This is a genomic window from Xanthobacter aminoxidans, assembly GCF_043193615.1.
GTDB lineage: Bacteria > Pseudomonadota > Alphaproteobacteria > Rhizobiales > Xanthobacteraceae > Xanthobacter > Xanthobacter aminoxidans.
In genome coordinates this window covers 862,951-889,706 of record NZ_JBAFUS010000001.1, presented here as the reverse complement: position 1 = coordinate 889,706, position 26,756 = coordinate 862,951, and the positions used below count along the sequence as shown (strand labels likewise).

The window sequence follows — 26,756 nt, the reverse complement described above, 5'->3', positions numbered from 1 at the left end:
GCAAAGCGGATTGCCCGACCGGCGCTTCTGCCGGCCGGGCCTCAAGTTAAAGGCCCACTTCGTTTGGGAGCCAGCTCATGAATCAGGAAATCCTGAACGTCTTCAATCCGACCGTTCCGGCCCCGAGCTTCAATCAGATCCGCATCTCGATCGCGAGCCCGGAGAAGATCAAGTCTTGGTCCTACGGCGAGATCAAGAAGCCGGAAACCATCAATTATCGCACGTTCAAGCCCGAGCGTGACGGCCTGTTCTGCGCGCGCATCTTCGGTCCCATCAAGGACTACGAGTGCCTGTGCGGCAAGTACAAGCGGATGAAGTACAAGGGCATCATCTGCGAGAAGTGCGGCGTCGAGGTCACCCTGTCGCGCGTGCGGCGCGAGCGCATGGGCCACATCGAGCTTGCCGCCCCGGTGGCGCACATCTGGTTCCTGAAGTCGCTGCCGAGCCGCATCGGCCTGCTGCTCGACATGACGCTCAAGGACCTCGAGCGCATCCTGTACTTCGAGTATTTCGTCGTCATCGAGCCGGGCATCACCAAGCTCAAGTACCGTCAGCTCCTCTCCGAGGACGACTATCTGCGCGCCCAGGACGAGTTCGGCGATTCGAGCTTCACCGCCATGATCGGCGCCGAGGCGATCCGTGAGCTGCTGCGCTCCATGGACCTCGAGAAGATCGCCGCGGACCTGCGCCAGGAGATCGCCGAGGCGACCACCGAGCTCAAGCCCAAGAAGCTCGCCAAGCGCCTGAAGATCGTCGAGGCCTTCCAGCTCTCCGGCAACAAGCCGGAGTGGATGATCCTCACCCACGTGCCGGTGATCCCGCCGGACCTGCGCCCGCTCGTCCCTCTGGACGGCGGCCGGTTCGCGACCTCCGACCTGAACGACCTGTACCGCCGCGTCATCAACCGCAACAACCGCCTGAAGCGGCTGATCGAGCTGCGCGCGCCGGACATCATCATCCGCAACGAGAAGCGCATGCTTCAGGAGGCGGTTGACGCGCTGTTCGACAACGGCCGCCGCGGCCGCGTCATCACCGGCGCCAACAAGCGTCCGCTGAAGTCGCTCGCCGACATGCTGAAGGGCAAGCAGGGCCGGTTCCGCCAGAACCTGCTCGGCAAGCGCGTGGACTATTCCGGCCGCTCGGTCATCGTGGTGGGTCCGGAGCTGAAGCTCCACCAGTGCGGTCTGCCGAAGAAGATGGCGCTGGAGCTGTTCAAGCCCTTCATCTATTCGCGCCTCGACGCGAAGGGCCATTCGGCGACCGTCAAGCAGGCGAAGAAGCTGGTGGAGAAGGAGCGTCCCGAGGTTTGGGACATCCTCGACGAGGTGATCCGCGAGCACCCGGTGATGCTGAACCGCGCGCCGACGCTCCACCGCCTCGGCATCCAGGCGTTCGAGCCGGTGCTCATCGAGGGCAAGGCCATCCAGCTGCACCCGCTCGTCTGCTCGGCGTTCAACGCCGACTTCGACGGCGACCAGATGGCCGTGCACGTTCCGCTCTCGCTGGAAGCCCAGCTGGAAGCGCGCGTGCTGATGATGTCCACCAACAACATCCTGCACCCGGCGAACGGCCAGCCCATCATCGTGCCGTCGCAGGACATCGTTCTGGGCCTCTACTACCTCTCCATCATGAAGGAGAAGGAGCCCGGCGAGGGCATGATGTTCGCCAACATGGCGGAGATCGACCACGCGCTGAACGCCAAGGCGATCACCCTCGCCACCAAGATCAAGGGCCGCTACATCGGCATCGGACCGGACGGCAAGCAGTATTCCAAGATCTATGAGACCACCCCCGGTCGCATGAAGATCGGCGAGCTGCTGCCGAAGGACCCGAAGCTCTCCTACGACGTCGTCAACAAGCTGATGACGAAGAAGGAAATCTCCAACATGATCGATGCCGTGTACCGGCACTGCGGTCAGAAGGAGAGCGTGATCTTCTGCGACCGCATCATGGCGCTCGGCTTCTACAACGCGTTCCGCGCCGGCATCTCGTTCGGCAAGGACGACATGGTGGTGCCGAAGAAGAAGTGGGAACTGGTCGAGGAGACCCGCGCCCTCACCAAGGAATACGAGCAGCAGTACAACGACGGCCTGATCACCCAGGGCGAGAAGTACAACAAGGTCGTTGACGCCTGGGGCAAGTGCTCCGATCGCGTCGCCGAGGAGATGATGAAGGAAATCTCTTCGGTCAAGAAGGACCCGAAGACCGGCCGCGAGAAGCAGATCAACTCGATCTACATGATGAGCCACTCCGGAGCGCGTGGGTCGCCCGCTCAGATGAAGCAGCTCGCCGGCATGCGTGGCCTCATGGCCAAGCCGTCGGGCGAGATTATCGAGAGCCCGATCATCTCGAACTTCAAGGAAGGCCTGACCGTGATGGAGTACTTCAACTCCACCCACGGCGCGCGTAAGGGCCTTGCCGACACCGCTCTGAAGACGGCGAACTCGGGCTACCTCACCCGACGTCTCGTCGACGTGGCGCAGGATTCCATCATCACCGAGCGCGATTGCGGCTCGGAGAAGGGAATCCACATGCGCGCCATCATCGACGCGGGCCAGATCGTGGCCTCGCTCGCCTCGCGCGTCCTCGGCCGCACCGCGGCGGAAGACATCGTGGAGCCGGCGACCGGCGACGTCATCGTGCCCAAGGGCCAGATGATCGAGGAGCCGCACGTCGAGCGGATCAACAAGTCGGGCATCCAGGAAATCAAGATCCGGTCGGTGCTGACCTGCGAGACCCGCAACGGCGTGTGCGGCACCTGCTACGGGCGCGACCTCGCCCGCGGCACGCCCGTCAACATGGGTGAAGCGGTGGGCGTCATCGCCGCCCAGTCCATCGGCGAGCCGGGCACCCAGCTCACCATGCGCACCTTCCACATCGGCGGCGCGGCGACCCTCGCCGACTCGTCCTTCGTGGAAAGCAACTTCGAGGGCACCGTCCGCATCCGCAATCGCAACGTGGCGCGGAATTCGGACGGCGACCTGGTGGTGATGGCCCGCAACCTGGCGGTGGTCATTGTCGACCATGACGGCACCGAACGCGCGGTCAACCGCGTGCAGTACGGCGCCCGCCTCAAGGTGGACGAGGGCGACACTATCAAGCGCGGCCAGCGCATTGCTGAGTGGGATCCCTACACCCGCCCCATCCTCTCCGAGGTGGACGGCACGGTGGCCTTCGAGGACCTGATGGAAGGCTCCTCGATGAACGAGCAGGTCGACGAGTCGACCGGCATCGCCAAGCGCGTGGTGACGGATTCGCGGTCCGGCCGTGGACCGGAGCTGCGCCCCGCCATCCTGATCAAGGGCAAGGACGGCAAGATCATCAAGCTGCCGCGCGGCGGCGACGCCCGCTACGCGCTGCCGGTGGAGGCCATCATTTCGGTGGACCCCAACCAGACCCTCAAGGCCGGCGACGCGGTGGCCCGCGTGCCCATGGAAAGCGCCAAGACGCGCGACATCACGGGCGGTCTGCCGCGCGTGGCGGAGCTGTTCGAGGCGCGTCGTCCGAAGGACGCGGCCATCATCGCGGAGATCTCGGGCTCCATCCGGTTCGGCCGTGACTACAAGAACAAGCGCCGGCTCTCCATCGAGCCGACCGACGGCGGGGATCCGGTGGAGTACCTGATCCCGAAGGGCAAGCATATCCATCTCCAGGACGGCGACGTGGTGGAGAAGGGCGACTTCATCGTCGACGGCAACCCCGCGCCGCACGACATCCTGGCGATCAAGGGCGTGGAAGAGCTTGCGGCCTTCCTCGTGAACGAGATCCAGGAGGTTTACCGGCTCCAGGGCGTGCACATCAACGACAAGCACATCGAGGTGATTGTCCGGAACATGCTCCAGAAGGTGGAGATCGACGACTCGGGCGAGACCGACTTCCTCGACAACGAGCAGGTCGACCGGCTCGAGTTCCTCGAGGCGAACGAGAAGGCCGCCGAGGAGGGCAAGAAGCCCGCCACCGGCCATCCCGTGCTCCTGGGCATCACCAAGGCGTCGCTGCAGACGCGCTCCTTCTTCTCGGCGGCCTCCTTCCAGGAGACCACCCGCGTCCTCACGGAAGCGGCGGTCAACGGAAAGATCGACCCGCTGGAAGGCCTCAAGGAGAACGTCATCGTCGGCCGCCTGATCCCGGCCGGCACGGGCGCCCAGATGTCTCGCCTGCGCACCATCGCGACCAACCGCGACGACCTCATCGTCGCGACCCGCGACGAGCAGGGCGAAGGCCAGTCCCTCGTGGAAGGCCCCGCCGACGCAGCGGAGTGATCCCGGGCCACGCGCCCGCATCCATTGGAAAGGCCGCCCCTCGGGGCGGCCTTTTCTTTTGCCGGGTTCCGCTGGCTGAAGCGGAGCAGATCGGGCCGATCTCCGGCATTGCCCCGACAATGGTACCGAGCTGACACTGCCCGCGGAATTCTGGGGCAATCGGGGCGCGGATCATGGTCAAGCTGAAGCGTAACCTCGGGCCGGTCGAGGCGGTGGGGCTTTCGGTCTCGGTCATGGCGCCGACCATGTCCATGGCGCTCAACGTGACGCTGGCGGTGGGCGCCGCCGGGATCGCCGCGCCCCTGGGGTTCGCCGTGGGCACCCTGCTGGTGGCCATCGTCGGCTTCTCCTTCGTCTTCTTCGCCCGGAAGACGACACGCGCCGGCTCAGCCTATTCCTATATCGGCCAGACCTTTGGCCCGCGCGCCGGCTTCATCGCCGGCTGGTGCATGCTGCTGCTCTACATCGCCGGCGGATCGGGCAGCGCGGCGCTGGTGGGCGACTTCCTGCGGGCCGCCTTCGCCGACCATGGCATCCACATCGGCGGCTGGTGGCTGGTGATCGGGGTGCTGGCGCTCATCATCGGCACGCTCTTCGCCTACCGCGACATGGCGGTCGCCGCGCGACTCATGCTGCTGCTGGAACTCGGCTCCATCTGCGTCATCGTCTATCTCGGCGTGAAGATCCTCACCGCCGTCAGCGCCACTGGCGGCCTCACGGCCGCGCCGTTCCGGCCGGACCCGGCCATGGGCTGGTGGGGGGTGGGCTATGCCGTGGTGTTCGCCGTGCTCTCCTTCGCGGGCTTCGAGGCGGCGGCGACGCTGGCCGAGGAGACGGGCCAGCCCGGCCGCGCCATTCCCGTCGCGCTGCTCGGCTCGGTGGTCCTCGCCGGCCTGTTCTTCGTGTTCGCCTCCTACATCCAGGTTGTCGGGTTCGGCGTCGACAACATGAAGGCGCTCGCCGCCGACGATGCTCCGCTGAACACGCTGGCGCTGAAATACGGCACCGTGCGCATGGCCACCGCGCTGGACATCGCCGCCGCCGTGTCGGCGATATCCGCCGTGCTCGGCACGCTCTCCGCCGCCGGGCGCATGCTGTTCGTGCTTGGCCGCGCCGGCCTGTCGGAGGCGGCGGCGCGGGTGCATCCCGTCCACGGCACCCCGTCGGTGTCCGTGCCGGTGGTGGGCCTGCTGATGCTCGCCGGCCTCCTCGCCTGGGCGCCGTTCATCGGCCCGGCGGATTATTACGACAATGTGGGCACCATCGGTGTGCTGGCGCTGATCGTAGCCTATCTCGGCGTCACGCTGGCCGCCGTCACCCATGCGGTGAAGGCGAAGAGCATGGTGTGGCTGGCGCTGGGTTTGCTCGGAACGCTGGCGATGCTCTGGCCGCTCTACAATTCGATCTATCCCGTGCCGGCCTTCCCCGGGAACCTCTGGCCCTATGTGGTCGGCGCCTGGATCGCGCTCGGCGCCGCGCTGGCGACACTGCGCCCGGGTGTCCGGGACGCCGAGCCTTAAGGTCCCCCAATCTGGCTTCAGTCCTGCATGGCCGCCCTTGGGATGTGCAAACGGCGGCGCCTTTCCGACAGGAACGGGCGGCGGATGCGTGTCCCGGGATCGGCTCGTGTCAGACACATGCGCGAGCAGGCACAGGGCGCGTCGCATGACCGACACAGGATTCTCCGGGGCGGAGCAATGGGTCGTCTGGAACGGCTCGCTGGGCGTGCTCGACATGGTCAGCATCGGCCGTGTCGAGGCCGACGCGGGCGGGCGGCAGGCATGGCTTGATGCGCCCTACGGCGTCGTCGGCCCGTTCAGCCTGGACGAACTGGAGCAGACGGGCCGCATCGCCTTCGGCGCCTGCTTCGTCATGTCCCGCCGCCGCTGGCAGGAGGATCAGGTGGAGCTGCGCATGGCGGCGCAGAAGGCCCGCCGCGCGCTCATGGCCATGTTCGACGGGGAAGACGACAGTCCCCACCGCGAAGCCCTCGGCCTGCCCCCGGACGGCCGGCTGGATGCCGCCGAGATCAACGCCGCCTTCCGCCGCCGCGCCAAGAGCGCCCATCCCGATGCCGGCGGCAGCGATGCCGACTACCGCCGCATCGCCGAGGCCCGCGACGCCCTGTTGGAGATGCTGGCGGATGCGTGAGGGGCAGCCGTGATGGCCAAGGCTGGCGCCATCGCCTATGGTGCGGCCCCGTTTCCAGCCTGATCGTGTCTCAGTGACCTTCGCCGCCATTCTGCAAGAAACCCTCGATTTGACCGAGGAGGTCGACGCCGTCGCGCGTCCGGCCGATGCCGTCGTCTCCGACTTCTTCCGCGCCCGGCGCGACATCCCGACGGCGCATCGCGGCCCGATTTCCGTGCTGCTCTATGCCCTGCTGCGCCACCACGCCCGGCTCGGCTGGTGGCTGAAGCGGCACGGCCGCCCGGATACGCCCCGAAACCGGCTGCTGGCCTGGCTGATGCTCGGCGGCGGCAAGACGCGGGATCAGGTGCAGGCGCTGTTCTCCGGCGCCAAGTTCGCCCCGGCGCCCCTCACCGATCAGGAGCGCGCGCTGCTTATCAAGCTGCAGGGCGCGCGCGTCGATCATCCCACCATGCCGGACGATGTGCGCTACGAATGCCCGGACTGGGCGGCGGACGGGCTGCACCGCCGCTTCGGCGATGCCTTCGCGTCCGAAATGGCGGCCATGCTCACGCCGGCCCCGCTCGACCTGCGCGTCAATCCCATCAAGGCCGACCGCGCGGAGATGCTGTCAGCCCTGCGCGCCCTTGGCCTGCCGGCCGAGCTTTCGCCGTTGTCTCCCTATGGCATCCGCGTCAGCGAACGCCCAGCGCTCAACCGCCTGCCCATGCTGAAGACGGGCGAGGTTGAGATCCAGGACGAGGGCTCCCAGATGGTCGCCGTCGTGGTGGATGCCAAGCCCGGCGACCGGGTGGTGGATTTCTGCGCCGGCGCCGGCGGCAAGACGCTGGCCATTGCCGCGCAGATGAAGAACAAGGGCCACGTCATCGCCTGCGACGTGCTGGACGGCCGCCTGAAGCGGGCGGCCGAGCGGTTCCGCCGGGCCGGCCTGCACAATATCGAGACGCGGCCGTTGGCCAGCGAGACGGACCGCTGGGTGAAGCGCCACAAGGGCGGCTTCGACCGGGTGCTGGTGGATGCGCCCTGCAGCGGCACCGGCACCTGGCGGCGCAATCCCGATGCCCGCTGGCGTGTGCTGGGGCCGGGCCTTGAGGCGCTGCTGCCGCTTCAGGCCCGCATCCTCGCCAGCGCGGCGCGGCTGGTGAAGCCGGGCGGGCGGCTGGTCTATGCCACCTGCTCCCTGCTGGCCGAGGAAAACGAGGCGCAGGTGGCCGCCTTCCTCGCGGCGCACCCGGCGTTCCGCGTCGTTCCCCTGAGCGAGGTGGCGCCTGAGATTACCAGCTCGGCGCATCCCGATTATCTGGCGCTGACTCCCGCGCGCCACGACACGGACGGCTTCTTCGCCGCCGCGCTTCAGCGCGAGGCGGCTGCGATCGAGACGGACGCAGCCCCCGAGTAGGTCGCCTCACGTCTTGCGCAGCGGCACGCCCTTGGTGGTGAAGCGCTGCGCCCCGGCGGGGGCGGGCCGCACCGGGCGGCGCGTGCCGGCGGCCTTGCCGGTGCCCGGCGGCTGGTGCGCCGGCACGAGCTGGTCCGGACGCGGGCCGATGAGATCGGCGCGGCCCATGGCTTTCAGCGCCTCGCGCAGCAGCGGCCAGTTGTCGGGATCGTGGTAGCGCAGGAAGGCCTTGTGCAGCCGGCGCTGGCGCAGCCCCGTGACGGCCGTCACCCGCTCGCTGCCGCCGCGCCGCACCGCCCGGAGCGGGTTGACGCCGGTGTGGTACATGGCAGTGGCGGTGGCCATGGGCGAGGGCAGGAAGGTCTGCACCTGATCGGCGCGATAGCGGTTCTTCTTGAGCCAGAGCGCGAGGTTCATCATGTCCTCGTCGGTCGTGCCCGGATGCGCGGCGATGAAATAGGGGATCAGGTAGTATTTCTTTCCGGCCCGCTTCACCGCGGCGTCGAACATCTCCTTGAAGCGGTCATAGGTGCCGATGCCCGGCTTCATCATCTTGTCGAGCGGGCCGCGCTCGGTGTGCTCCGGGGCGATCTTCAGGTAGCCGCCCACATGGTGGGTGACCAGTTCCTGGATATATTCGGGGCTCTTCACCGCGAGGTCGTAGCGCACGCCGGACGCGACCATCACCTTCTTCACCCCCTCCACCTCGCGCACCTTGCGATAGAGGCGGATCAGGTCGTCGTGGGAGGTGTTGAGGTTGGGGCAGATGTCCGGGAAGACGCAGGAGGGGCGCCGGCAGGCGGCCTCGATCTTCGGGTCCTTGCAGGCCATCCGGTACATGTTGGCGGTGGGCCCGCCAATGTCGGAGATGACACCGGTGAAGCCCGGCGTCTTGTCGCGGATCAGCTCGATCTCGCGCAGGATCGAGCCTTCCGAGCGGTTCTGGATGATGCGCCCCTCATGCTCGGTGATGGAGCAGAAGGTGCAGCCGCCGAAGCAGCCGCGCATGATCGTCACCGAGAAGCGGATCATGTCCCACGCCGGGATCTTCGCTTCGCCATAGGAGGGATGCGGCGCGCGGGCGTAGGGCAGATCGTAGACCGCGTCCATCTCCTCGGTCGTGAGGGGAATGGGCGGCGGGTTCAGCCACAGATCGCGGTCGCCGTGGCGCTGCACCAGGGGACGGGCGTTGCCGGGGTTGCTTTCCCGGTGCAGCACGCGGGAGGCTCGGGCATAGGCCTCCTTGTCCTGTTCCACCTGCTCGCAGGACGGCAGGCGGATGACCACGTCGCCGGGGCGGCGGGCGGCGCCTTCGTCCGAGGCGTCGAGATCGTCGGCGTGAAGTTCGGTGTAGTGCTCGGGCACCTTGCGGAACAAGGCGACGCCGCGCACGTCGTCGATGTCGCGCGGCGCCTCGCCGGCGGCGATGCGGTTCGCCACCTCCACCACGGCGCGCTCGGCGTTGCCGTAGAGAAGGAGGTCCGCCTTGGCGTCGGCCAGGATGGAGCGGCGCACCTTGTCGGACCAGTAGTCGAAATGGGCGATCCGGCGCAGCGAGGCCTCGATGCCACCGAGGATGATCGGCACATCCTTGTACGCCTCGCGGCAGCGCTGCGTGTAGACGATGGTGGAGCGGTCCGGCCGCCGGCCTCCGGCACCGTCGGGCGTGTAGGCATCGTCATGCCGCAGCCGTCGGTCCGCCGTGTAGCGGTTGACCATGGAATCCATGTTGCCGCCGGTGACGCCGAAGAACAGGCGCGGCTTGCCCAGCGCCTTGAATGGCTCCGCCGACTGCCAGTCCGGCTGGGAGATGATGCCGACGCGAAAGCCCTGCGCCTCCAGGAGCCGGCCGATGATGGCCATGCCGAAGCTCGGGTGGTCCACATAGGCATCGCCCGTGACCAGAACGACGTCGCACTGATCCCATCCGAGCGCCGCCATCTCGGCGCGGCTCATGGGCAGGAAGGGGGCCGGCCGGCTGGCCGGGGCGGGCCAGGGCAGGAAAGGCAAAGACGTGGTGAGGCAGACCTGTGTGTCCATGGGTGACGAATAGGGATCAAAGGCCGCAAATTCAACCGATCCGGTGCCCGTGCGGGAACACATCTCCTCGTGCGGCCGGTTCTCGTGCAAAGCCAGCTTGCGGACACGAAAGGTGCGCGGGCCGGCGGAGCGGGCTAGGTTGGCGCCAGATTTTCACAGCCCAGAAGTGTCTGCCTTGAAGAAGATCGGCTTTCTCTCGTTCGGCCACTGGACGCCCTCGTCCCAGTCGCAGACCCGCTCGGCGGCAGATGCGCTGCTGCAATCCATCGACCTTGCCGTGGCGGCGGAGGAGCTGGGCGCGGACGGCGCCTATTTCCGCGTCCACCATTTTGCCCGCCAGCTTGCGTCTCCGTTCCCGCTGCTGGCGGCCGTGGGCGCGCGCACCAAGCGCATCGAGATCGGCACCGCCGTCATCGACATGCGCTACGAGAACCCGCTCTACATGGCGGAGGATGCCGGCGCGGCCGATCTCATCGCCGGCGGACGGCTTCAGCTCGGCATCAGCCGCGGCTCGCCGGAACAGGTGATCGATGGCTGGCGCTATTTCGGCTATGGCCCGCCGGAAGGCCAGACCGCGGCTGACATGGCCCGCCGTCATGCCGAGGTGTTCCTCGAAGTGCTGAAGGGCGAGGGCTTCGCCCAGCCCAATCCCCGGCCCATGTTCCCCAACCCGCCCGGCATGCTGCGGCTGGAGCCGCACTCCGAGGGCCTGCGCGAGCGCATCTGGTGGGGCGCCAGCTCCAACGCCACCGCCGTGTGGGCGGCCAAGCTCGGGCTGAACCTCCAAAGCTCCACCCTGAAGGATGACGAGACGGGCGAGCCCTTCCACGTCCAGCAGGCCGCGCAGATCCGCGCCTATCGCGCCGCATGGGCCGAGGCCGGCCACACCCGGACGCCCCGCGTCTCCGTGAGCCGCTCCATCTTCGCCCTCGTGGACGACCGCGACCGCGCCTATTTCGGTGGGGGTGGCAAGGAGGAGGATTCCATCGGTTTCATCGATGAGAAGACCCGCGCCATCTTCGGCCGCAGCTACGCCGCCGAGCCGGACGCGCTCATCAAGCAGCTCGCCGAGGACGAAGCCATCGCCGAGGCTGACACGCTGCTCCTCACCGTGCCGAACCAGCTGGGCGTCGACTACAACGCCCACGTCATCGAGGCGATCCTGACCCACGTCGCGCCGGCCATGGGCTGGCGCTGAGAGCAAGAGGGGCGCTACCGGCGGGGAGCGCCCCCGAAGCTCCCCGCCGGATGCGCTGAAGAGGCCTTCCGCGGCGGGGACGACAAACCGGATGGCGGAGTACCCATATAATTTGCATTGCAATGCAAATTATATTCTGCTTTTCATGCCCCCATGACGCTCGATCCCGCCTCTCCCCGCGCCCGCTTCGGCGTGCGCTTCGCTTTGCTTGCCCGTCGCTGGCGGCGGACGCTGGACGCCCGTCTCGCCGAGGCGGGGCTGTCGGACGCCACATGGGTGCCGCTGGTCCATCTTCAGGAGTCCGGAGGCGGCATCACCCAGAAGGAACTCGCCGCGCTGGTAGGCATCGACGGGTCGAGCCTCGTGCGCCTGCTCGACATCCTGAGCCGGCAGGGGCTCGTGGAACGGCGGGTTGACGCCTCCGATGGACGTGCCCGGCTGGTCCACCTCACCGAAGCGGGCAGGGCGCGGGTCGCCGAGATCCGGCGCGAGCTGTCCAAGGGGGAGGCGGAGATGCTGGCGGACCTTTCGGACGCCGATATCGCGACCATGCTCGCGCATTTCGAGCGGATCGAGCAGCGGCTGCAAAGCCTTCAGGTCCCGCGCCGGGAAAAGACCGCCCCATGAGCCTGTCCGAACCGCCTCACGCGGCATCTGCCGATTCAGCTACCCTCGCGACCCGTCGCCTTGACGCCGCGCGCCATCTGCTCAAGCCGCACCAGATCCGCGAGAGCTGGGCCCTCGCAGCCCAGCCGTGGCAGCGCAACGCCGTGCTGGCAGGCTTGCAGGCGTCGCTCGCGGCGGCGATCGCCCTGCCGCTGGCCCTCGTCTCGCCGTGGCCGCACCTTGTGGGCTTCGCCTCGCTGGGAACCCTCGCAGCCCTGTTCGGCCGCTTCGCTCCGCAGGCGGGGCGTGGCCGTATCGTCCTCATCTGCGCCATGTGGCTGACCTTCGCTGTGCTCGCCATGTCGACAACGGCCTGGCTCGGCGCGCCCTATCTCCTCCAGCTGGCCCTGTTGGCGCTCGCCTGCGGCCTGTTCTTCTTCGTCGCCAACACCGGGCAGTATGGCCCGCCGGGCGCGCTCATCTTCGTGTTCGCGGCCGGGGCGGCGATGGGCCATGTGGCGTCCTGGCAGGAGGTGGTCGAGCGCGCCACCGCGACGGCGCTGGCGGCGGGACTGACGTGGCTGATCTGCGTGGCAACGGAAACGTTCCGCCAGCAGGAAACGCCCGAGGCCCCCTTTCCAGTGGAGCCGGTTCGGCCCCTGGACCATCGCCTCGTCGCGGCGGCGCGCATCACCCTCGGCTCGGCGATCGCGGCGTTTGCCGCCTATGCCGCCGGCGCGGCGCATCCCGGCTGGGCGGCCATGGGCACTGTCGCGGTGATGCAGGGGACGCACCTGCACATCAGCATGAGCCGCGCCATGCAGCGCATGTCCGGGACCGTGGTGGGTGCGGGGCTTGTCTGGCTCATCCTCTCGCAGGAGCCATCGGTGTGGAGCGTGGTCGCTCTGCTCATTTTCCTCCAGTTCGCCACCGAGATGATCATCGGCGCGAACTACGCCCTTGGCCAGATCCTGGTCACGCCCATGGCCCTGCTGATGAGCTACCTCGCGGCCCCCGGCGCCGCGGGGACCGCCATGGCGCCGGAACGGGTGTTCGACACACTGGTCGGCGCCATCATCGGCATCGTGCTGGCGGTGGTCTGCTCGACGGTGGACGACCGGATCTATCTCGCCCACCACCATGCGGCGCGCGCGGATCGCCGGAGCCGGTAGGGCTCGGGAACGGGTGAAGCGTTTGCGCGCTTTACCCGCCGCGCCGGCCTACCAGCCGCTGCAGAGCCGCATCCAGTGGCGGTGCTCGCGCGGGATGCGACCGGCCTCGCAGGCGCGCCGGGCATCACCATCAAGCGCCATGAAGCACGATTTGCCCTCGCGCAGGTGCTGGCACCAGCCGCGATCGGAAGCGTCGTTGAACGACATGAAGCATGATTTTCCCTCGACATAGGCCTGGCAGAAGCCGCGCTCTAGCCCGTCGAAGGTCATGAAGCAGGATCGCTTCTTGGAGCAGATTTCGGGCACCGGCTGAGCCTGGGCGGAAACGCCGCCCAGCGCCGCGACGAGCATCAGCAATCCCAAAAGCCGTTTCATGAGATCCACCGTTCCTGGTCCTTGGGGCGGCGGGCATCCCGCCGCCCGGATCGCGCGCAATCAGGCCTTGTGGCGGATCTTACCATTCATCATGGTCAGCTCGACCTTGGCCTTGTGGATGTCGCGGGGATCGCCCTCGAGGATGTTGCGGTCGAGGACGATGAGGTCGGCGAACTTGCCCACCTCCAGCGATCCGATCCTGTCGTCCATGCGGAGCTGGTAGGCGGCGCCCATCGTGTTGGCGTGGATCGCCTCGGCCACCGTCAGCCGCTCGTCGGCCGGCGCGAGCACGGCGGCGTCCGGCTTTCCGATCAACCGGCGGGTCACGCCCACCTCGATGGAATCGAGCGGCTTGTAGGTGGAGAAATAGCCCGCCGCCGGCCAGTCGGTGCCGAGCGACACACGGCCGCCCTCCCGGAGGATGGTCTTGGTGCGGTACATCTTGCTGGCGCGGGGCTGCCCGTAGCGGGCCAGCATGTTGATCGTCGTGTCCGGATCAGCCGACGACCAGTTGGCGGAGAACTGCGCCGTCACGTTCATCTTGGCGAAGCGCGGGGCGTCGCTGTCCTCCACATAGACGAGATGGGCGATGGCATTGCGGCGGTCGCGCTTGGGATTGGTGGCGATGGCCTTCTCCATGGCATCCAGCGCCACGCGGGCCGTACGCTCGCCGCAGGCATGGACGTGGACGTCGTAGCCGGCCGCGTCCACCGCCCCGACGAGCTGGTGCCACTGGGCCTCGGTGAAGGGCGAGGCGCCGATGGAATTGGGCATGTCCGCATAGGGCTCGATCAGCCACGCGGTGTACCCGCCCTGCGAGCCGTCGCCGATGATCTTCACGACGTCCACATGCACCAGCTCGCTCGACACCCGGCCGCGGACGTCCCTGAATTGCTCGACCACGTTGTCGATGGGCGGGCTCTTCACCGAATAGGAGGCTGACACCCGGAACGGCAGGGCATCGCGCTTCTCCGCGTCCACATAAATGTTGATGACGGCGGCCTGATCCGAGCCGATGGGCGGCACGCCGGCGTCGAAGAGCGTGGTGATGCCGGCCGCTGCGGCCTTGGGCAGCCAGCCATCCAGCAGCTTGCCCAGGTTGGCGGCGGTGATCGGCTCCACCGCATTGACGAGGGCGAGCACGGCGTTGACTTCGAGGACATAGCCGGTGGGCTCGCCCTTCTCGTCGCGGGCGTAATAGCTGAAGCGCGGGATGGGGTCCGGCGTATCGCGGGTCACGCCGGCCATCTCCAGCGCCTTGGAATTCACCCACAGGCTGTGGCCGTCGATGGCGAAGAAGAAGGCCGGCCGGTCGGGCAGGATGCGGTCGAGGTCGGCGCGGGTCGGACCTTCCGGCGGGAACATGTCCACGCGCCAGCCGAAGCCGCGAATGGGGCCGGTGGGGTTCTCCTTGGCATATTGCGCGATGGCGGCGAGGGCGTCCTTCATGGTCGGCAGCTGGAGGTCGATGCCGGAGGAGAGGAAGGCGCCCAGCAGGGGATGGGTGTGCCCCTCCACGAAGCCCGGCATGAGCAGCCGGCCCTTGAGGTCGATCACCTGCGTCTTCGGGCCGGCGAGTGCCATGGCTCCGGCCTCGTCGCCCACATGGATGATGGTCTTGCCGCGCACCGCGACCGCCTTCGCCCAGGGCTGGGCAGCGGAGACGGTGTAGACCAGCCCGTTGTGGAACACGAAATCGGCCGGGCCGCTCGTGGCGGCGCGGGCATCCTGTGCCTTCACCTCGGTCGCGCGGAAGACGGGCGCCATGGCTGCCGCCGCCGTCATCGCCATGCCGGCTCCGAGGACCGACCGGCGGTTCAGGCCACTCGCCCGGCCGAACGCCTCGAAATAGGGTGCCCATTCACACGCGATGCACATGCCGTCCCCTCCCATACGCGGCGAAATGCTGATTTGCGCGGGCATGGAGCGTCCGCAAATCACTCGCCTTCCATAGGGTAACGCGATCTGGTGACGGTAAAAACGACTTGTTTTCGTGAATTGAGATGGCTCCACAGCAGAGCGCGGCCGGTGTCTTGACGCACGCGCGGGCGCACCCAAATCAAGTCTGCCGGCCCCTGGCCGGCAGAGGCATCGCACCCTGCGTGCGAGGTGCTTGTACCCATGTTGCTCGAAGGAGGATGTGGCTATGAGAACCACGCGAGGCGAGCGGCCGCAGGCGCCGCCGTCCCTTCAATCAAAGGCTGCTCTGGTCCATCCGGACCAGGTGCTCGATCACCCGTCCATGAGTGCCGAGGAGAAGCGGGAGCTGCTTTCGTCCTGGGCGTCGGATCGCCATGCGGTCGAGAATGCGCCGGCCCTGCGGCGCCTCGACGGCGGCGCAGTCGTTCCCGTCGACGACATTCTCGCGGCCCTGGCGGCGCTTCCCGCCGAACCGTCGGTGCTCGACCAGCCCGACGGCTGGACCGCCATGGAGCGGCGCCAGCGGCCCTTCTTTCCGCCGTGGCGGAAAGGGCGGTGGAGGACGAGGGGCGGCTCGCCCCCGCGCGGCGGCGCAAGCGCCGCGCTGCGGCTGGTGCCGGCGTTCGATGTGAACGCGTGACGCAACGGCGCGGCGCTGGAGCGAGCCGGCGCCGTGCCGGAGCCGCCGTATCACCCGGCCGGTTGCCGGCGGCTCGGGAAGATCAGCCCGGAACCTGTGCCGTGGCGGGCACGACGGCGACGATTTCCAGCTTGTGGCGCCGTCCGTCCCGGGCGGTCCAAGAAATGGACTGGTTTTCGGACAGCCCGATCAGCGCGGCGCCGATGGGGGTCATGACGGACACCTTGCCGTCCGCGATATCCGCCTCTTCGGGATAGACGAGCCGGACCGTGCGTGTGCTGTCCGCCGACCGGTAGGTGACGGTGGTGCCCATCTGCACCGAGTTTGACGGAGCGCGTTCCGGTGACACCAGCCGCGCCCGATCCAGCTCGGAAAGCAACTCCTCCGCCACATCAGGAATCCTGTCGAGGGCGGCGGTGGCAAGGCTGGTGAGGCGCTCGTGATCGGCGCGGTTGAGGACGAGCGCCGGAAGGCGTTCGCGGCGGGACTTCATGGTCATGGGAATGGACTTTCACACAGGCGCGCACCGGCGCCGCTGTCGGTGCAGCGGCTGCCGGCTCAAGACGGGATTGGGGTTGGTCTGCGCTATCGCTGGTCGCCGCGCGCGATACGGGCACGACGTCGCATCACCCCGGCATCCGGGGCGCAAACGCCGGACGCGGGGCTACTGTCCTGCGATGGGGCAGGGACGGCAGTGGTGATATCGCAAACCGCTCATGAGTCCATGAGGCCTCTGACCTTGCGTTATGTCAAGTCAGCCGGAGGCGCAGTCCTCGGCTGTCGCGAAGGTGCTGACCTCGGCCGCCGTGGCGGCGATCAGGTCGTGGAGGCCGGACAGACGCCGCTTCCGGTACGCCGCCACGAAGGGAACCGGGGCGGGATCACACGTCGTCCGCAGCACGCGCAGCCGGCCGGCGGCGATGTCGTCTCCGTAGCAGGCGGGCGGCAGCACGCTGATGCCGGTATTGGCGATCATGAGCGTGGCGATCACCGTCATGCTGTTGCACAGATCGGGGCGCTGAGCCGAGCCGCCGCTGCCCAGCAGCGACAGGATCGTGCTGTAGTGCACCGAGTTCTCGCCGAGGGACAGGACCCTCAGGCGCGTCAGGTCCTGGGCAGACAGAACATGGTCCGGCAGATCCATGCCGGCGCCGGCCATCCACCGGAACGTCACCAGGCCGAGCGGATGGACCACCAGCGCAGGGTCTGCGATCTCGCCCGGCAGCAGGACCACATCCAGGTCGCCGGCCAGCATGCGTGCGCGCAGCGGCGCGGTGAGGGAAATGTCCAGCTCCAGCGAGATGTGGGGGTAGCGCGCGTGCACGGTGGCGACGAACGCGGGAAGCCAGGTCATCGCCACCAGTTCCGCGACACCGACCCGCACGATGCCGGAGAGCATCTGGCGCGGGGTGATGTTGTGGAGAATCTCGTCGTGCAGCTCCAGGGCGCGCTCGGCGTAGCTGATGAGCTCGCGCCCTTTCGAGGTGACCGCGATCTTCCTCTGGCTGCGGTCGAAGAGGGCGACGCCAAGTTCGCCCTCAAGTTCCTGGATGCGGGCCGAGACGGTCGATTGCGTTGCATTCAGATTGTTTGCTGCAGCTGCGAAGCTTCCGAGGCGGATGATCTCCAGAAAGGTTTGTAATTGCCGGAAATTCATTTTTGTTTTCCTCCCGCCAATCGATTATTCCGTCGCATCTCAATCGAAAACAATCGCTTTTTGCGCTTAACCCACATGGGTACGCTGATCTCGGCCGGGGGGAGACTCCTTGCCGAAACACAGCCCCGTGCAGGCGAAGCCGTCTGCAAAAGTCCGCCAGGCCCGGCCACACATGCCGGATCGCCCGGCGGGCTCGCAGCGCGCGTCCGGGCGGGACAAGCAGAAAAAATGCGCTCCGACACGGAAGCGTCTGGGAGGAATAAATGGCCCCGAACCCGCAGACGTCGCCCATGAGCGACGCCGATCTGTCACGCCATGCGAAACGCGCTGTGCTGGCTTCGACCGTCGGCACCATGATCGAGTGGTACGATTTCTATCTGTACGGCCTCGTCGCCGCGATCGTCTTCGGCAAGCTCTACTTCCCGTCGCAGGACCCTTACGCCGCGACGCTGCTGGCGTTCTCGACCTTCTTCCTGGGCTTCGTCGCGCGGCCCGTGGGCGCGATCATCTTCGGCCATTTCGGGGATCGCATCGGCCGCAAGGGCACATTGGTGGCGACGCTCATGCTCATGGGCATCAGCACCGTCTTCATCGGCCTGGTGCCGACCTATGAGCACATCGGCATCTGGGGCGCGGTCGCCCTTACGGTTCTGCGCGTCCTGCAGGGCATCGGCGTCGGCGGCGAGTGGGGCGGTGCAATCGCCGTCGCGACCGAGTGGTCCAAGTTCAACAAGAGCCGTGGTCTCGCAGCCAGTTGGCCGCAGTTCGGTTCGCCCCTCGGCATGCTCCTCGCCGTGGGCATGCTGACACTGACCCTGCAGTTCGGAACCACCGAGTGGTTCGAAACCATCGGCTGGCGCATTCCCTTCCTGGTCAGCGCCCTTCTGATCGTGGTCGGCCTCTACATCCGGCTCGGGGTTCTTGAAACACCGGTGTTCCAGCGCATGCAGGAGAAGAAGGAGATCGCCCAGGCTCCGGTGATCGAGGCGGTGCGCGGGTTCTGGAAGGAAATCCTCCTCACCTGCCTGATGCGGACGGGACAGCAGGCGCCGTTCGTGATCTTCACGACGTTCCTCCTGTCGTATGGGACCTCGCAGCTCGGCCTGCAGAAGTCGTTCCTGTTCAACTGCGTGCTGGTGGCGGCGACACTTTCGCTCTTCACCACCCCGTTCTTCGGCTACCTGTCGGATCGCATCGGCCGCAAGCGGATGTACCTGATCGGCGCCTTCACCATGATGGCGTTCGCCTTCCCCTATTTCTGGCTGCTCGATACCGGGGTTCCTGCCCTCATCGTCCTCGCCATCCTGGTGTCGCTGCCCATCCACGACATGCAGTACGCGCCGCAGGCGGCGTTCATCGCCGAGAGCTTCCCGCCAAGCGTGAGGTATTCCGGCTCCTCGATCGGCTACCAGCTCGCCTCCATCACCTCGGGCGGCCCGGCGCCGATCATCGCAGCCTTCCTGCTGCATACCTACGGCACGTCGGCGGCGATCAGCGCCTACATCGCCTTCATCGCCGCGATCAGCTTCGTCTCGACCCTCTTCCTGCGTGACAGGTCGCACGACGACTACACCAGCAATGCCGGCTGGGTGCGCGATGAAGCGACCGTGGCCGTCCATCGGGGCGCAGCCCCGATGGCGCCCCGGGCCGCCTCGTCACCGAGCGAATAGGCCGAGTGCGGCGCGGGAGGGCGATCGTGTCGTTCACTCCCGCGCCGAAGTATCGAAATTCGCGATTGAAATAGATCGAAAACAATCGCTTTTTCCGTTAAAATACAATCTCCATAATTCTGATGCCAGACAAGAAGAGGAGGGGCTCGTTGCGGGGCCTGATCCCGGATCTGGCGGGGTCCGAAACGGGAGGAAAGTCATGGTCAAGATTTCAGGGCAAAAGCCGGCGCTCTCTCCGCTGGAACAAGCCAAGGCCAACCCGCTGATGCTGGGATTGTTCCTGCCCATCCAGTCCGGCGCCTGGAGTCCCTCGACAGCTTCGCGGGATACGTCTTGGACTTTTGACTACAACGCCCGCTGCACCGTGATGGCGGAAGAACTGGGCTTCGACCTTGTGTTCGGGCTGGCGCAGTGGATGGGCAAGGGCGGCTATGGCGGAGAGATGAAGTTCCGCGAGATGGCGACCGACCCGCTGCTCGTGACCGCCGGCCTCGCCGCGATCACCCGGCGCATCCTGCTCGTGTCCACGGTGCATATCCTCTACGGCTGGCATCCGCTGCATCTCGCCAAGTTCGGCGCCACCATCTCGGAGATGAGCGGCGGGCGCTGGGGCCTCAACATGGTCACCGGCTACAAGAAGAGCGAGTTCGAGATGTTCGGTCTGGAGCAGATCGAGCATGACCACCGCTATGTGATGGCCGATGAGTTCGTGACCATGATGAAGCGCCTGTGGTCGGAGGATGAAAACATCACCCTCGATGGCCGCTTCTGGAAGATGAAGGAGGCCTTCATCGCGCCGAAGCCCGCCGGCGGAAAGTGCGTTCTGGTCAATGCCTCGTCGTCCGGCGCGGGGCTCGACTATGCGGTGAAGCACTCAGACCTGATCTTCGTCACCAGCCCGGCGGGCGCCAACCTCGACCGTGCATGCGCCGCGCTCCCGCCCCACACGGCGCGGATCAAGCAGGCGGCAGCGGCGCAGGGGCGGGATGTGCGCACGCTCATCAATCCGCATGTCATCTGCCGCGAGACCGAGGCGGAGGCCTGGGCGCAATACGACGCCATCCTGCGCCATCAGGATCCGGTGGCAGCCGAGAACTTCTACCGCACCTTCACCGGCGGCGACCAATCCTCCTGGAAGGCGGCGACGCGCGAGGAGTGGACCATCGGTGGCAACGTCCACATCGTCGGCACTCCGACCCAGGTGGTGGAGGGATTCCAGCGCCTCAAGGCCGCCGGCTGCGACGGCGTGCAGGTGAACTTCTACGACTTCCTGCCCGACCTGAAGTTCTTCGGTGAGCGGGTGCTACCGATCATGCACGAAGCGGGCCTGCGCCTCGACCAGCCCCTCGCCACCGCGGCCTGACTTTCCTTCTTTCCAGAGGCTACACAGCCATGTCCGAAACCACGTCTGCCCCCTCAGCCGTCTCCGCCACCGAACTGCGGGCCTTCGCCGGGCACTTCGCGACCGGCGTGGCGGTGGTCACCACCGCCCATCCCGACGGCGCCCTGCACGGCCTCACGCTCAATGCGGTGACGTCCCTGTCGCTCGATCCGCCGCTCTATCTGGTCTGTCTCGATCACCGCTCGAACACGCTCAAGGCGCTCAAGGAGAGCGGCCACTTCGCGGTGCATTTCCTCGATCGGAGCCAGTCCGAGATTTCCCGCGTCTTCGCCTCCAAGCAGGAGGACAAGTTCGCGGGTGTGGAGCACATCGTCGGCGAGAGCGGGAGCCCGCTCATCCGTGGCGTGCTGGCGGCCGCGGAATGCCGGCTGTCGGAAATCTGCACCATCGGTGACCACATGATCGTCATCGGCGAGGTGCAGCGCACCCACGTGTTCGGGGGCGAGCCGCTGCTCTATCACCGGGGCGGCTACACGGCCCTCGAAGCCGAGAGGAAGGTGGCATGAGCGCGCCATCCAGCACCCCAAAGCCGCTGGCCGGCGTGCGCGTCCTGGAATTCGCGCAGATTGCGGCCGGCCCCTTCACCGGCAGCCTCCTCGCCGATCTCGGCGCGGACGTGGTGAAGGTGGAACGTCCCGATGGCGGCGACGGCATGCGCGGCTGGCCGCCGCTCCATGACGGACCGGAGGCAGGGGAGGGGGTGTTCAGCGGCAACTTCACCTCGCTCAACCGCAACAAGCGCTCCATCGCCCTCGACATCAAGTCGCCGGCGGACCGCGAGCGGCTGCTTACGCTGATCGAATCCGCCGACGTGTTCATCGAGAACTTCCGCCCCGGTGCGCTCATCCGGGCCGGGCTCGGCTATCAGCAGCTCCAGGCGCGCAACCCGCGCCTGGTCTATTGCTCCATCACCGGCTACGGCCAGTCCGGCCCCTATGCCCAGAAGGGCGCTTTCGACGTCACCGTGCAGGCCATGAGCGGCGTGATGAGCGTGACCGGCGAGCCGGACGGCCCGCCGGTGAAGTGCGGCGTTCCGGTGGGAGATTTCGCCACCGGCCTCTATGCCGCCTTCGTCACGCTCGCCGCGGTGATGCGGGCGCGCGAGACAGGGCAGGGCGCCTATGTGGATTGCTCCATCCTCGGGGCGCTGCTGGGCATATCCGCGCTGCAGACGAGCGAATATTTCGGCACCGGCGCGCCGCCCCGGCGGCTCGGCTCGGCCCACCCGCGCAATGCGCCCTATGCCGGGTTCGATGCGGCGGACAAGCCCTTCACCATCGCCGCCGGCAACGACAAGCTCTGGCGCGACACCTGCGATATCGTCGGCCGGCCCGACCTCGCCGACGACCCCCGCTTCGCCACCCAGTCCCTGCGGGCGCGCAACCAGCAGGAACTGGCGGCGATCCTCCAGCCCATCTTCGCCACCCGGCCAGCGGCGGACTGGCTGGCTGCGTTCGATGGGCTGGGGGTCCCCTGCGCGCCCATCAACGACTTCGCTGAAATCCTGTCCGATCCGCATGTGCAGGACAGGGGCTGGGTGCTGCCCATCACCATGCCCAACGGCGCGGTGGCGGACACCGTGGGCTTTCCTGTCGGCCTGTCGGACTTCACATTCGAGATCAGCCGGCGACCGCCCCTGCTCGGCGAGCACAATGACGAGGTGTTCGAGGAATGGACCGCGCGCCCCCTGAAAGCAGCGCAGTGATCGGCTTCAACGAGGCCGGGGTGCTCAGGATCGCCACGCTGGCGCGTCCCGAGCAGGCCAATGCCCTCGATCCGGCGCTGGTCGCCGGGCTGGGCGCGTTCGTCCAGCAGGCAGCGGAGGAAGGGCGGCCGTTCGCGCTGGCGGGTGGCCGGGCGTTTTGCGGCGGCTTCGACCTCGGCGGCTTCGAGCAGCAGAGCGAAGGCGACCTGCTGCTGCGCTTCGTGCGGCTCGAAATGCTGCTGCAGTCCGTGAGCCGGGCATCCGTGCCGTCCTTTGCTCTCATCGGAGGGGCGGCCATCGGGGCGGGCGCGGATCTCGCCGTGGCGTGCACCTACCGGATCGGCACCCGGCGGGCGCGCTTCCGCTTTCCCGGATTCCGCTTCGGCGTCGCTCTGGGCACGCGGCGGCTCGCGGCCATCGTCGGCACGGATCGCGCCCGCGCCATCCTGTTGGCGGACGCCACTGTCGGTGCCGAGGAGGCCCTTGCCATTGGCCTTCTCACGCACCTCGTCGAAGAGGACGATCTGCTGCCGAGCGCCGAACGCCTCGTCGCCGCGCAGAGTGGACTGACGCCGCCGGCGACCGCCCGCATCCTCGGCCTGACCGGACGCGACACGGACGACGCCGACCTCTCCGATCTCGTCCGCTCGCTGGCTGCGCCGGGGCTGCGGGAGCGAATTGCGTCCTATCTCGCGGGCAAGACGCGCTGAGCGCACCTGCGCCGGTGGGCGCGCTGAAGGCCAGGCCTGACGCTGGACCTTCCTTCCGGGGACGGCTCAGTCCGCCGCCACCGCGCGCGGACTGAGCCGGATGCGACGGCTGGTGGAGGCGTGGCTCTGCAGCTTCTGCTGGGCTTTCAGCCGCGCGACGAAGACGTCCGCCGCACGCAGGATGTGTTCGCGGCCGAGCCGCTCGGCCGTCTCCCCGTCGCCCGCGACGACCGCGGCCATGATCGCAGAGTGCTCATCCCAGATGTTGCTGGGCATTCCCACGTCTTCTCTCAGAACTTCGCCCATCACGCGGCGGAGTGCGGGCCAATGCGGCACCGTCGTCTCGTTGAGGAGCGGATTTCCGGAGATGTCGCCGAGAAAGGCGTGGAAGGCGACGTCTGCCTCGATCTGCTTGTCGAGCGAGCCGCTCTTCACGGCCTCCAGCCCCAGCTCGATATAGCGCCCGCCTTCCGCCTTCGCCCGCGCGCTGCCGTTGCGCGCGGCGAGGTTGGCCGCAAGCCCTTCGATGGCCGCGCGGATCTGGTAGAGGTTGCGGATGAAGTCCACGTCGAGCGGCGCGACGATCAGGCCCCTGCCTTCCGCCTCCTTCACCAGTCCACGACTGCGCAACAGAAGCAGCGCCTGCTGGACCGGCTGGCGCGACACGCCATAGGCGCGCGCCAACTCGTCCTGGATCAGGCGTGAGTTGGACGGAAGATCACCGCGGACAATCTCCGCGGTGATGGCCTCAACCACCTGGTCGACAAGGCTGGGCTGGCTGGCAAGCGCGCGCATCGGTCCCCTCTTCACGCAACGAATATACCCCTTACGGGCGGATTCTGGATAGGGCTTGCATTTGATTTTTGAATTCGTATTCTGAATTCGAATTCAGACCGGACATTCAGTCCGGCACGCTGCCCTGGGAGAAACGCCAGATGACCACCTTCAATCGACGCTCGTTCCTTCAGTTCACCGCCGCTTGCGGCGCTGCCGCGGGCGGTGTTTCGCTCGCGGCGCCTGCCGTGTTCGCCAAGCCCGAGCCGCTGAAGCTGAAGTTCGGCAACGACCTGCCGGACAGCCATTCCGTGAACGTGCGCCTGCGCGAGGCCATCGCCGCCATCTCGGCGGAGACCGATGGCGCGCTCGATATCTCGCTGTTCCCCAACAATCAGCTGGGCAGCGATCCGGACATGATGAGCCAGCTGCGCTCCGGCGCCCTCGAGCTCGCGACCATGCCGGGCACGGTGCTCTCCACCATCCTGCCCATCACGGCTCTCACCGGCGTGGGCTTCGCCTTCACCAGCTATGACAAGGTGTGGGCGGCCATGGACGGGGCGGTGGGCGACCTCATCCGGTCCAACCTCGTGAAGGCCAACCTCGTCGGCTTCGACAAGGTGTGGGACAACGGCTTCCGCCAGATCACCAGTTCGACCCGGCCTATCCGGGAGCCGGGCGACCTCGCCGGATTCAAGATCCGCGTGCCGCTGGTTCCCCTGTGGGTTTCCATGTTCTCGGCCTTCGGCGCATCGCCGGTGTCGATCCCGCTGGCCGAAGCCTATTCCGCGCTGCAGACGAAGATCGCCGATGGGCAGGAAAACCCGCTGGCGCTCATCTACACCGCCAAGTTCTTCGAAGTGCAGAAGTATTGCTCGCTCACCAACCATGCCTGGGACGGCTTCTGGCTGCTCGCCAGCGGCAAGGTCTGGAAGAGCGTGCCGGATGACCTGAAGCAGGTGATGGCCAAGCACTTCAATGCCGCCGCCATCAAGCAGCGGGCGGATATCGTGAAGGCCAACCAGACGCTGCAGGCCGATCTCGAGGCCAAGGGCCTCGTCTTCAACACCACCAATGCCGAAGTCTTCCAGCAGGCGCTGGCCAAGACGTCCTTCTACAAGGACGCCCGTGCGAAGTTCGGCGACGACGCCTGGAATCTGCTTCAGAAGTTCGCCGGCCCCGTCGGTTGAACGGGAGGCCGACGTGCAGCTCGAGATGGGCATCGCCCCCGCACCGGCCATTGCGGCGGCCGGACTTCCGGCGCGCATCGGCGCCGTTATCCGCCACGTGACGGGAACCGCAGTTGCGGTTCTCGTGGTGGCCGAAATTCTCGTGCTGTTCGCCGGCGTGCTGGCGCGCTACGTGTTCCACGCGCCGCTGATCTGGTCGGACGAGCTGGCGAGCATCCTGTTTCTGTGGCTCGCCATGCTCGGGGCCGTGGTCGCGTTCGAGCGCGGCGAGCACATGAGGATGAGTGCCTTCGTGGGCGGCCTCAGCCAGCCGTACCGCGGCTTCTTCGATGCTCTGGCCATCGCGGTTCCGCTGCTCTTCCTCTCGCTCGCCCTCGGCGCGGCCTACGAGTTCGCGGTGGACGAGATCATCGTCTCGACCCCCGCCCTCGACATATCCGCCGGCTGGCGCGTGGCGGCGCTGCCGGTGGGCTTCGCGCTCATGCTCGTTCTCGCGGTGCTGCGCCTCATCGAACGGACGGACTGGCGGGTGACGCTCGCCGCCGTGGCGCTCGTGGTGGTGGCGGCGGCGGTCTTCGCCGCCCTGCGCCCGTCCTTCACCGGGCTTGGTAACCTCAACCTGCTCATCTTCTTCGTGGGGCTGGTGGGGGCGATGGTTCTGGCCGGCATTCCCATCGCGTTCGCCTTCGCCACGGCCACCTTCGGCTACATCGCGCTCACCACCCGCCTGCCGCACTCGGTGGTGATCGGACGGATGGACGAGGGCATGAGCCACTTCGTCCTGCTCTCGGTGCCGCTGTTCGTCTTCCTCGGCGTGCTCATCGAGATGACCGGGATGGCGCGGGCCATGCTGGCCTTTCTTGCCAGCCTGCTCGGCCACGTGCGCGGCGGCCTGCAATATGTGCTGGTCGGGGCGATGTATCTCGTCTCCGGCATCTCCGGCTCCAAGGCCGCGGACATGGCCGCCATCGCCCCGGTGCTGCTGCCCGAGATGGAGAAGCGCGGGGCGGATCGCGGCGAGCTGCTCGCCCTGCTCGCCGCCACCGGTGCGCAGACAGAGACCATTCCGCCCTCCCTCGTGCTGATCACCATCGGCTCCGTCACCGGCGTGTCCATCGCGGCGCTGTTCGCGGGCGGCCTCATGCCGGCTTTGGTGGTGGGTGCGCTGCTGTGCTGCGTGGTGTGGCTGCGCAGCCGCAAGGATGACCTCTCCGGCGTGCGCCGGGCCAGCTTCGGCGAGGTCGCGAAAGCCCTCGTGGTGGCGCTGCCGGCCATCGCGCTGCCGTTCATCATCCGGGCCGCGGTGATCGAGGGTGTGGCCACCGCAACCGAGGTGTCCACCATCGGCATCGCCTATGCGGTGCTGGCCGGGCTCCTCATCTATCGCCGGTTCGACTGGCGGCGGCTCTATCCCATGCTGGTGGATACGGCGGCACTTTCGGGGGCGATCCTCCTCATCATCGGCGCTGCCACGGGCATGGCCTGGGCGCTCACCCAGTCCGGCTTCTCCGCTGCGCTGGCGCACATGATGACGAGCCTGCCGGGCGGCGCCGTGGGGTTCATGCTGGTGTCTCTCGTTGCCTTCATCGTGCTCGGCAGCCTGCTGGAAGGCATCCCGGCCATCGTGCTCTTCGGGCCGCTCCTGTTTCCCATCGCCCGGCAGGTCGGGGTGAACGAGGTGCACTATTCCATGGTGGTGATCCTCGCCATGGGCATCGGCCTCTTCGCCCCTCCGTTCGGGGTCGGCTACTACGCGGCCTCCGCCATCAGCCGCATCCGGCCGGACGAGGGCATGCGGCCCATGATCGGCTACATCGCGGCGCTCTTCATCGGCACGCTCATCGTTGCCGCCGTGCCGTGGATTTCGACCGGCTTCATCCGTTGA

General features: G+C 67.3%; 21 protein-coding genes. 15 read left to right on the top strand and 6 right to left on the bottom strand.

The genetic code is table 11. The features are described 5' to 3' along the window. Nucleotides 1-77 precede the first annotated feature (77 nt). The 4 genes from rpoC to V5F74_RS04025 all read left to right on the top strand — a co-directional run bounded on the left by rpoC (nt 78) and on the right by V5F74_RS04025 (nt 7,812). A complete protein-coding gene (gene rpoC, locus V5F74_RS04040; RefSeq protein WP_024279830.1) occupies nt 78-4,262 on the top strand; it encodes a DNA-directed RNA polymerase subunit beta' in 4,185 nt (1,394 codons plus the stop codon). 173 nt (nt 4,263-4,435) lie between these two features. Next, nucleotides 4,436-5,782, top strand: a complete 1,347-nt coding sequence (locus V5F74_RS04035) for an APC family permease (RefSeq protein ID WP_394006394.1) — start codon at nt 4,436-4,438, stop codon at nt 5,780-5,782. Between the two features lie 145 nt (nt 5,783-5,927). Then, complete coding sequence (locus V5F74_RS04030; RefSeq protein WP_394006392.1) at nt 5,928-6,413, top strand: J domain-containing protein; 486 nt, start codon at nt 5,928-5,930, stop codon at nt 6,411-6,413. A 37-nt stretch (nt 6,414-6,450) separates the two neighbouring features. Further along, nucleotides 6,451-7,812, top strand: a complete 1,362-nt coding sequence (locus V5F74_RS04025; protein WP_394006390.1) for an RsmB/NOP family class I SAM-dependent RNA methyltransferase — start codon at nt 6,451-6,453, stop codon at nt 7,810-7,812. A 6-nt stretch (nt 7,813-7,818) separates the two neighbouring features. On the opposite strand, the gene V5F74_RS04020 is transcribed toward V5F74_RS04025, so the two are convergent. After that, nucleotides 7,819-9,852 (bottom strand): YgiQ family radical SAM protein, encoded by a 2,034-nt coding sequence (locus V5F74_RS04020; protein WP_394006388.1) that lies wholly within the window; start codon nt 9,850-9,852, stop codon nt 7,819-7,821. Nucleotides 9,853-10,027: 175 nt separating this feature from the next. On the opposite strand from V5F74_RS04020, the gene V5F74_RS04015 reads away from it, so the two are divergent. The 3 genes from V5F74_RS04015 (at nt 10,028) to V5F74_RS04005 (ending at nt 12,828) form a co-directional block, all read left to right on the top strand. Beyond that, nucleotides 10,028-11,050, top strand: coding sequence for an LLM class flavin-dependent oxidoreductase (locus tag V5F74_RS04015; protein WP_250168337.1), 1,023 nt, complete (start codon nt 10,028-10,030; stop codon nt 11,048-11,050). 153 nt (nt 11,051-11,203) lie between these two features. Next, nucleotides 11,204-11,677, top strand: a complete 474-nt coding sequence (locus V5F74_RS04010; protein ID WP_394006386.1) for a MarR family winged helix-turn-helix transcriptional regulator — start codon at nt 11,204-11,206, stop codon at nt 11,675-11,677. Then, on the top strand, nt 11,674-12,828 hold the full coding sequence (locus V5F74_RS04005) for an FUSC family protein (protein ID WP_394006384.1): 1,155 nt from the start codon (nt 11,674-11,676) through the stop codon (nt 12,826-12,828). Before V5F74_RS04010 ends, V5F74_RS04005 begins: the two co-directional genes overlap by 4 nt. 48 nt (nt 12,829-12,876) lie before the next feature. Here the strand turns inward: V5F74_RS04005 and V5F74_RS04000 are convergent, their stop codons facing one another. Further along, nucleotides 12,877-13,179 (bottom strand): hypothetical protein, encoded by a 303-nt coding sequence (locus V5F74_RS04000; protein WP_394006382.1) that lies wholly within the window; start codon nt 13,177-13,179, stop codon nt 12,877-12,879. A gap of 84 nt (nt 13,180-13,263) precedes the next feature. Then, nucleotides 13,264-15,081 carry an amidohydrolase gene (locus tag V5F74_RS03995; RefSeq protein ID WP_029557800.1) on the bottom strand — a complete coding sequence of 606 codons (1,818 nt, stop codon included), beginning with the start codon at nt 15,079-15,081 and terminating at the stop codon, nt 13,264-13,266. A 268-nt stretch (nt 15,082-15,349) separates the two neighbouring features. Between V5F74_RS03995 and V5F74_RS03990 the strand changes: the two genes are divergently transcribed. After that, nucleotides 15,350-15,763: a hypothetical protein gene (locus V5F74_RS03990; RefSeq protein ID WP_394006380.1), complete on the top strand. Its 414-nt coding sequence runs from the start codon at nt 15,350-15,352 to the stop codon at nt 15,761-15,763. Between the two features lie 82 nt (nt 15,764-15,845). Here the strand turns inward: V5F74_RS03990 and rnk are convergent, their stop codons facing one another. Together rnk and V5F74_RS03980 are read right to left on the bottom strand one after the other, a co-directional pair. Beyond that, a complete protein-coding gene (rnk, locus tag V5F74_RS03985) occupies nt 15,846-16,262 on the bottom strand; it encodes a nucleoside diphosphate kinase regulator (RefSeq protein ID WP_394006378.1) in 417 nt (138 codons plus the stop codon). 255 nt (nt 16,263-16,517) lie between these two features. Then, on the bottom strand, nt 16,518-17,420 hold the full coding sequence (locus tag V5F74_RS03980; protein ID WP_029557803.1) for a LysR family transcriptional regulator: 903 nt from the start codon (nt 17,418-17,420) through the stop codon (nt 16,518-16,520). A gap of 290 nt (nt 17,421-17,710) precedes the next feature. Between V5F74_RS03980 and V5F74_RS03975 the strand changes: the two genes are divergently transcribed. The 5 genes from V5F74_RS03975 (at nt 17,711) to V5F74_RS03955 (ending at nt 22,907) form a co-directional block, all read left to right on the top strand. Further along, nucleotides 17,711-19,090, top strand: coding sequence for an MFS transporter (locus V5F74_RS03975; protein ID WP_394006376.1), 1,380 nt, complete (start codon nt 17,711-17,713; stop codon nt 19,088-19,090). Between the two features lie 199 nt (nt 19,091-19,289). Further along, nucleotides 19,290-20,453, top strand: a complete 1,164-nt coding sequence (locus V5F74_RS03970) for an LLM class flavin-dependent oxidoreductase (RefSeq protein ID WP_394006374.1) — start codon at nt 19,290-19,292, stop codon at nt 20,451-20,453. Between the two features lie 29 nt (nt 20,454-20,482). Beyond that, nucleotides 20,483-20,998 (top strand): flavin reductase family protein, encoded by a 516-nt coding sequence (locus V5F74_RS03965; RefSeq protein ID WP_229643154.1) that lies wholly within the window; start codon nt 20,483-20,485, stop codon nt 20,996-20,998. Then, complete coding sequence (locus tag V5F74_RS03960; RefSeq protein ID WP_394006372.1) at nt 20,995-22,197, top strand: CaiB/BaiF CoA transferase family protein; 1,203 nt, start codon at nt 20,995-20,997, stop codon at nt 22,195-22,197. Before V5F74_RS03965 ends, V5F74_RS03960 begins: the two co-directional genes overlap by 4 nt. Then, nucleotides 22,164-22,907 carry an enoyl-CoA hydratase/isomerase family protein gene (locus tag V5F74_RS03955; protein ID WP_394006370.1) on the top strand — a complete coding sequence of 248 codons (744 nt, stop codon included), beginning with the start codon at nt 22,164-22,166 and terminating at the stop codon, nt 22,905-22,907. The genes V5F74_RS03960 and V5F74_RS03955 overlap by 34 nt, the downstream gene beginning before the upstream one ends. 66 nt (nt 22,908-22,973) lie before the next feature. Here V5F74_RS03955 and V5F74_RS03950 read toward each other — a convergent pair whose 3' ends face one another. Next, nucleotides 22,974-23,702 carry a GntR family transcriptional regulator gene (locus V5F74_RS03950; RefSeq protein WP_394006368.1) on the bottom strand — a complete coding sequence of 243 codons (729 nt, stop codon included), beginning with the start codon at nt 23,700-23,702 and terminating at the stop codon, nt 22,974-22,976. A 140-nt stretch (nt 23,703-23,842) separates the two neighbouring features. On the opposite strand from V5F74_RS03950, the gene V5F74_RS03945 reads away from it, so the two are divergent. Then, a complete protein-coding gene (locus tag V5F74_RS03945; RefSeq protein WP_029557810.1) occupies nt 23,843-24,871 on the top strand; it encodes a TRAP transporter substrate-binding protein in 1,029 nt (342 codons plus the stop codon). Between the two features lie 25 nt (nt 24,872-24,896). Beyond that, nucleotides 24,897-26,756 carry a TRAP transporter large permease gene (locus V5F74_RS03940; RefSeq protein ID WP_394007467.1) on the top strand — a complete coding sequence of 620 codons (1,860 nt, stop codon included), beginning with the start codon at nt 24,897-24,899 and terminating at the stop codon, nt 26,754-26,756.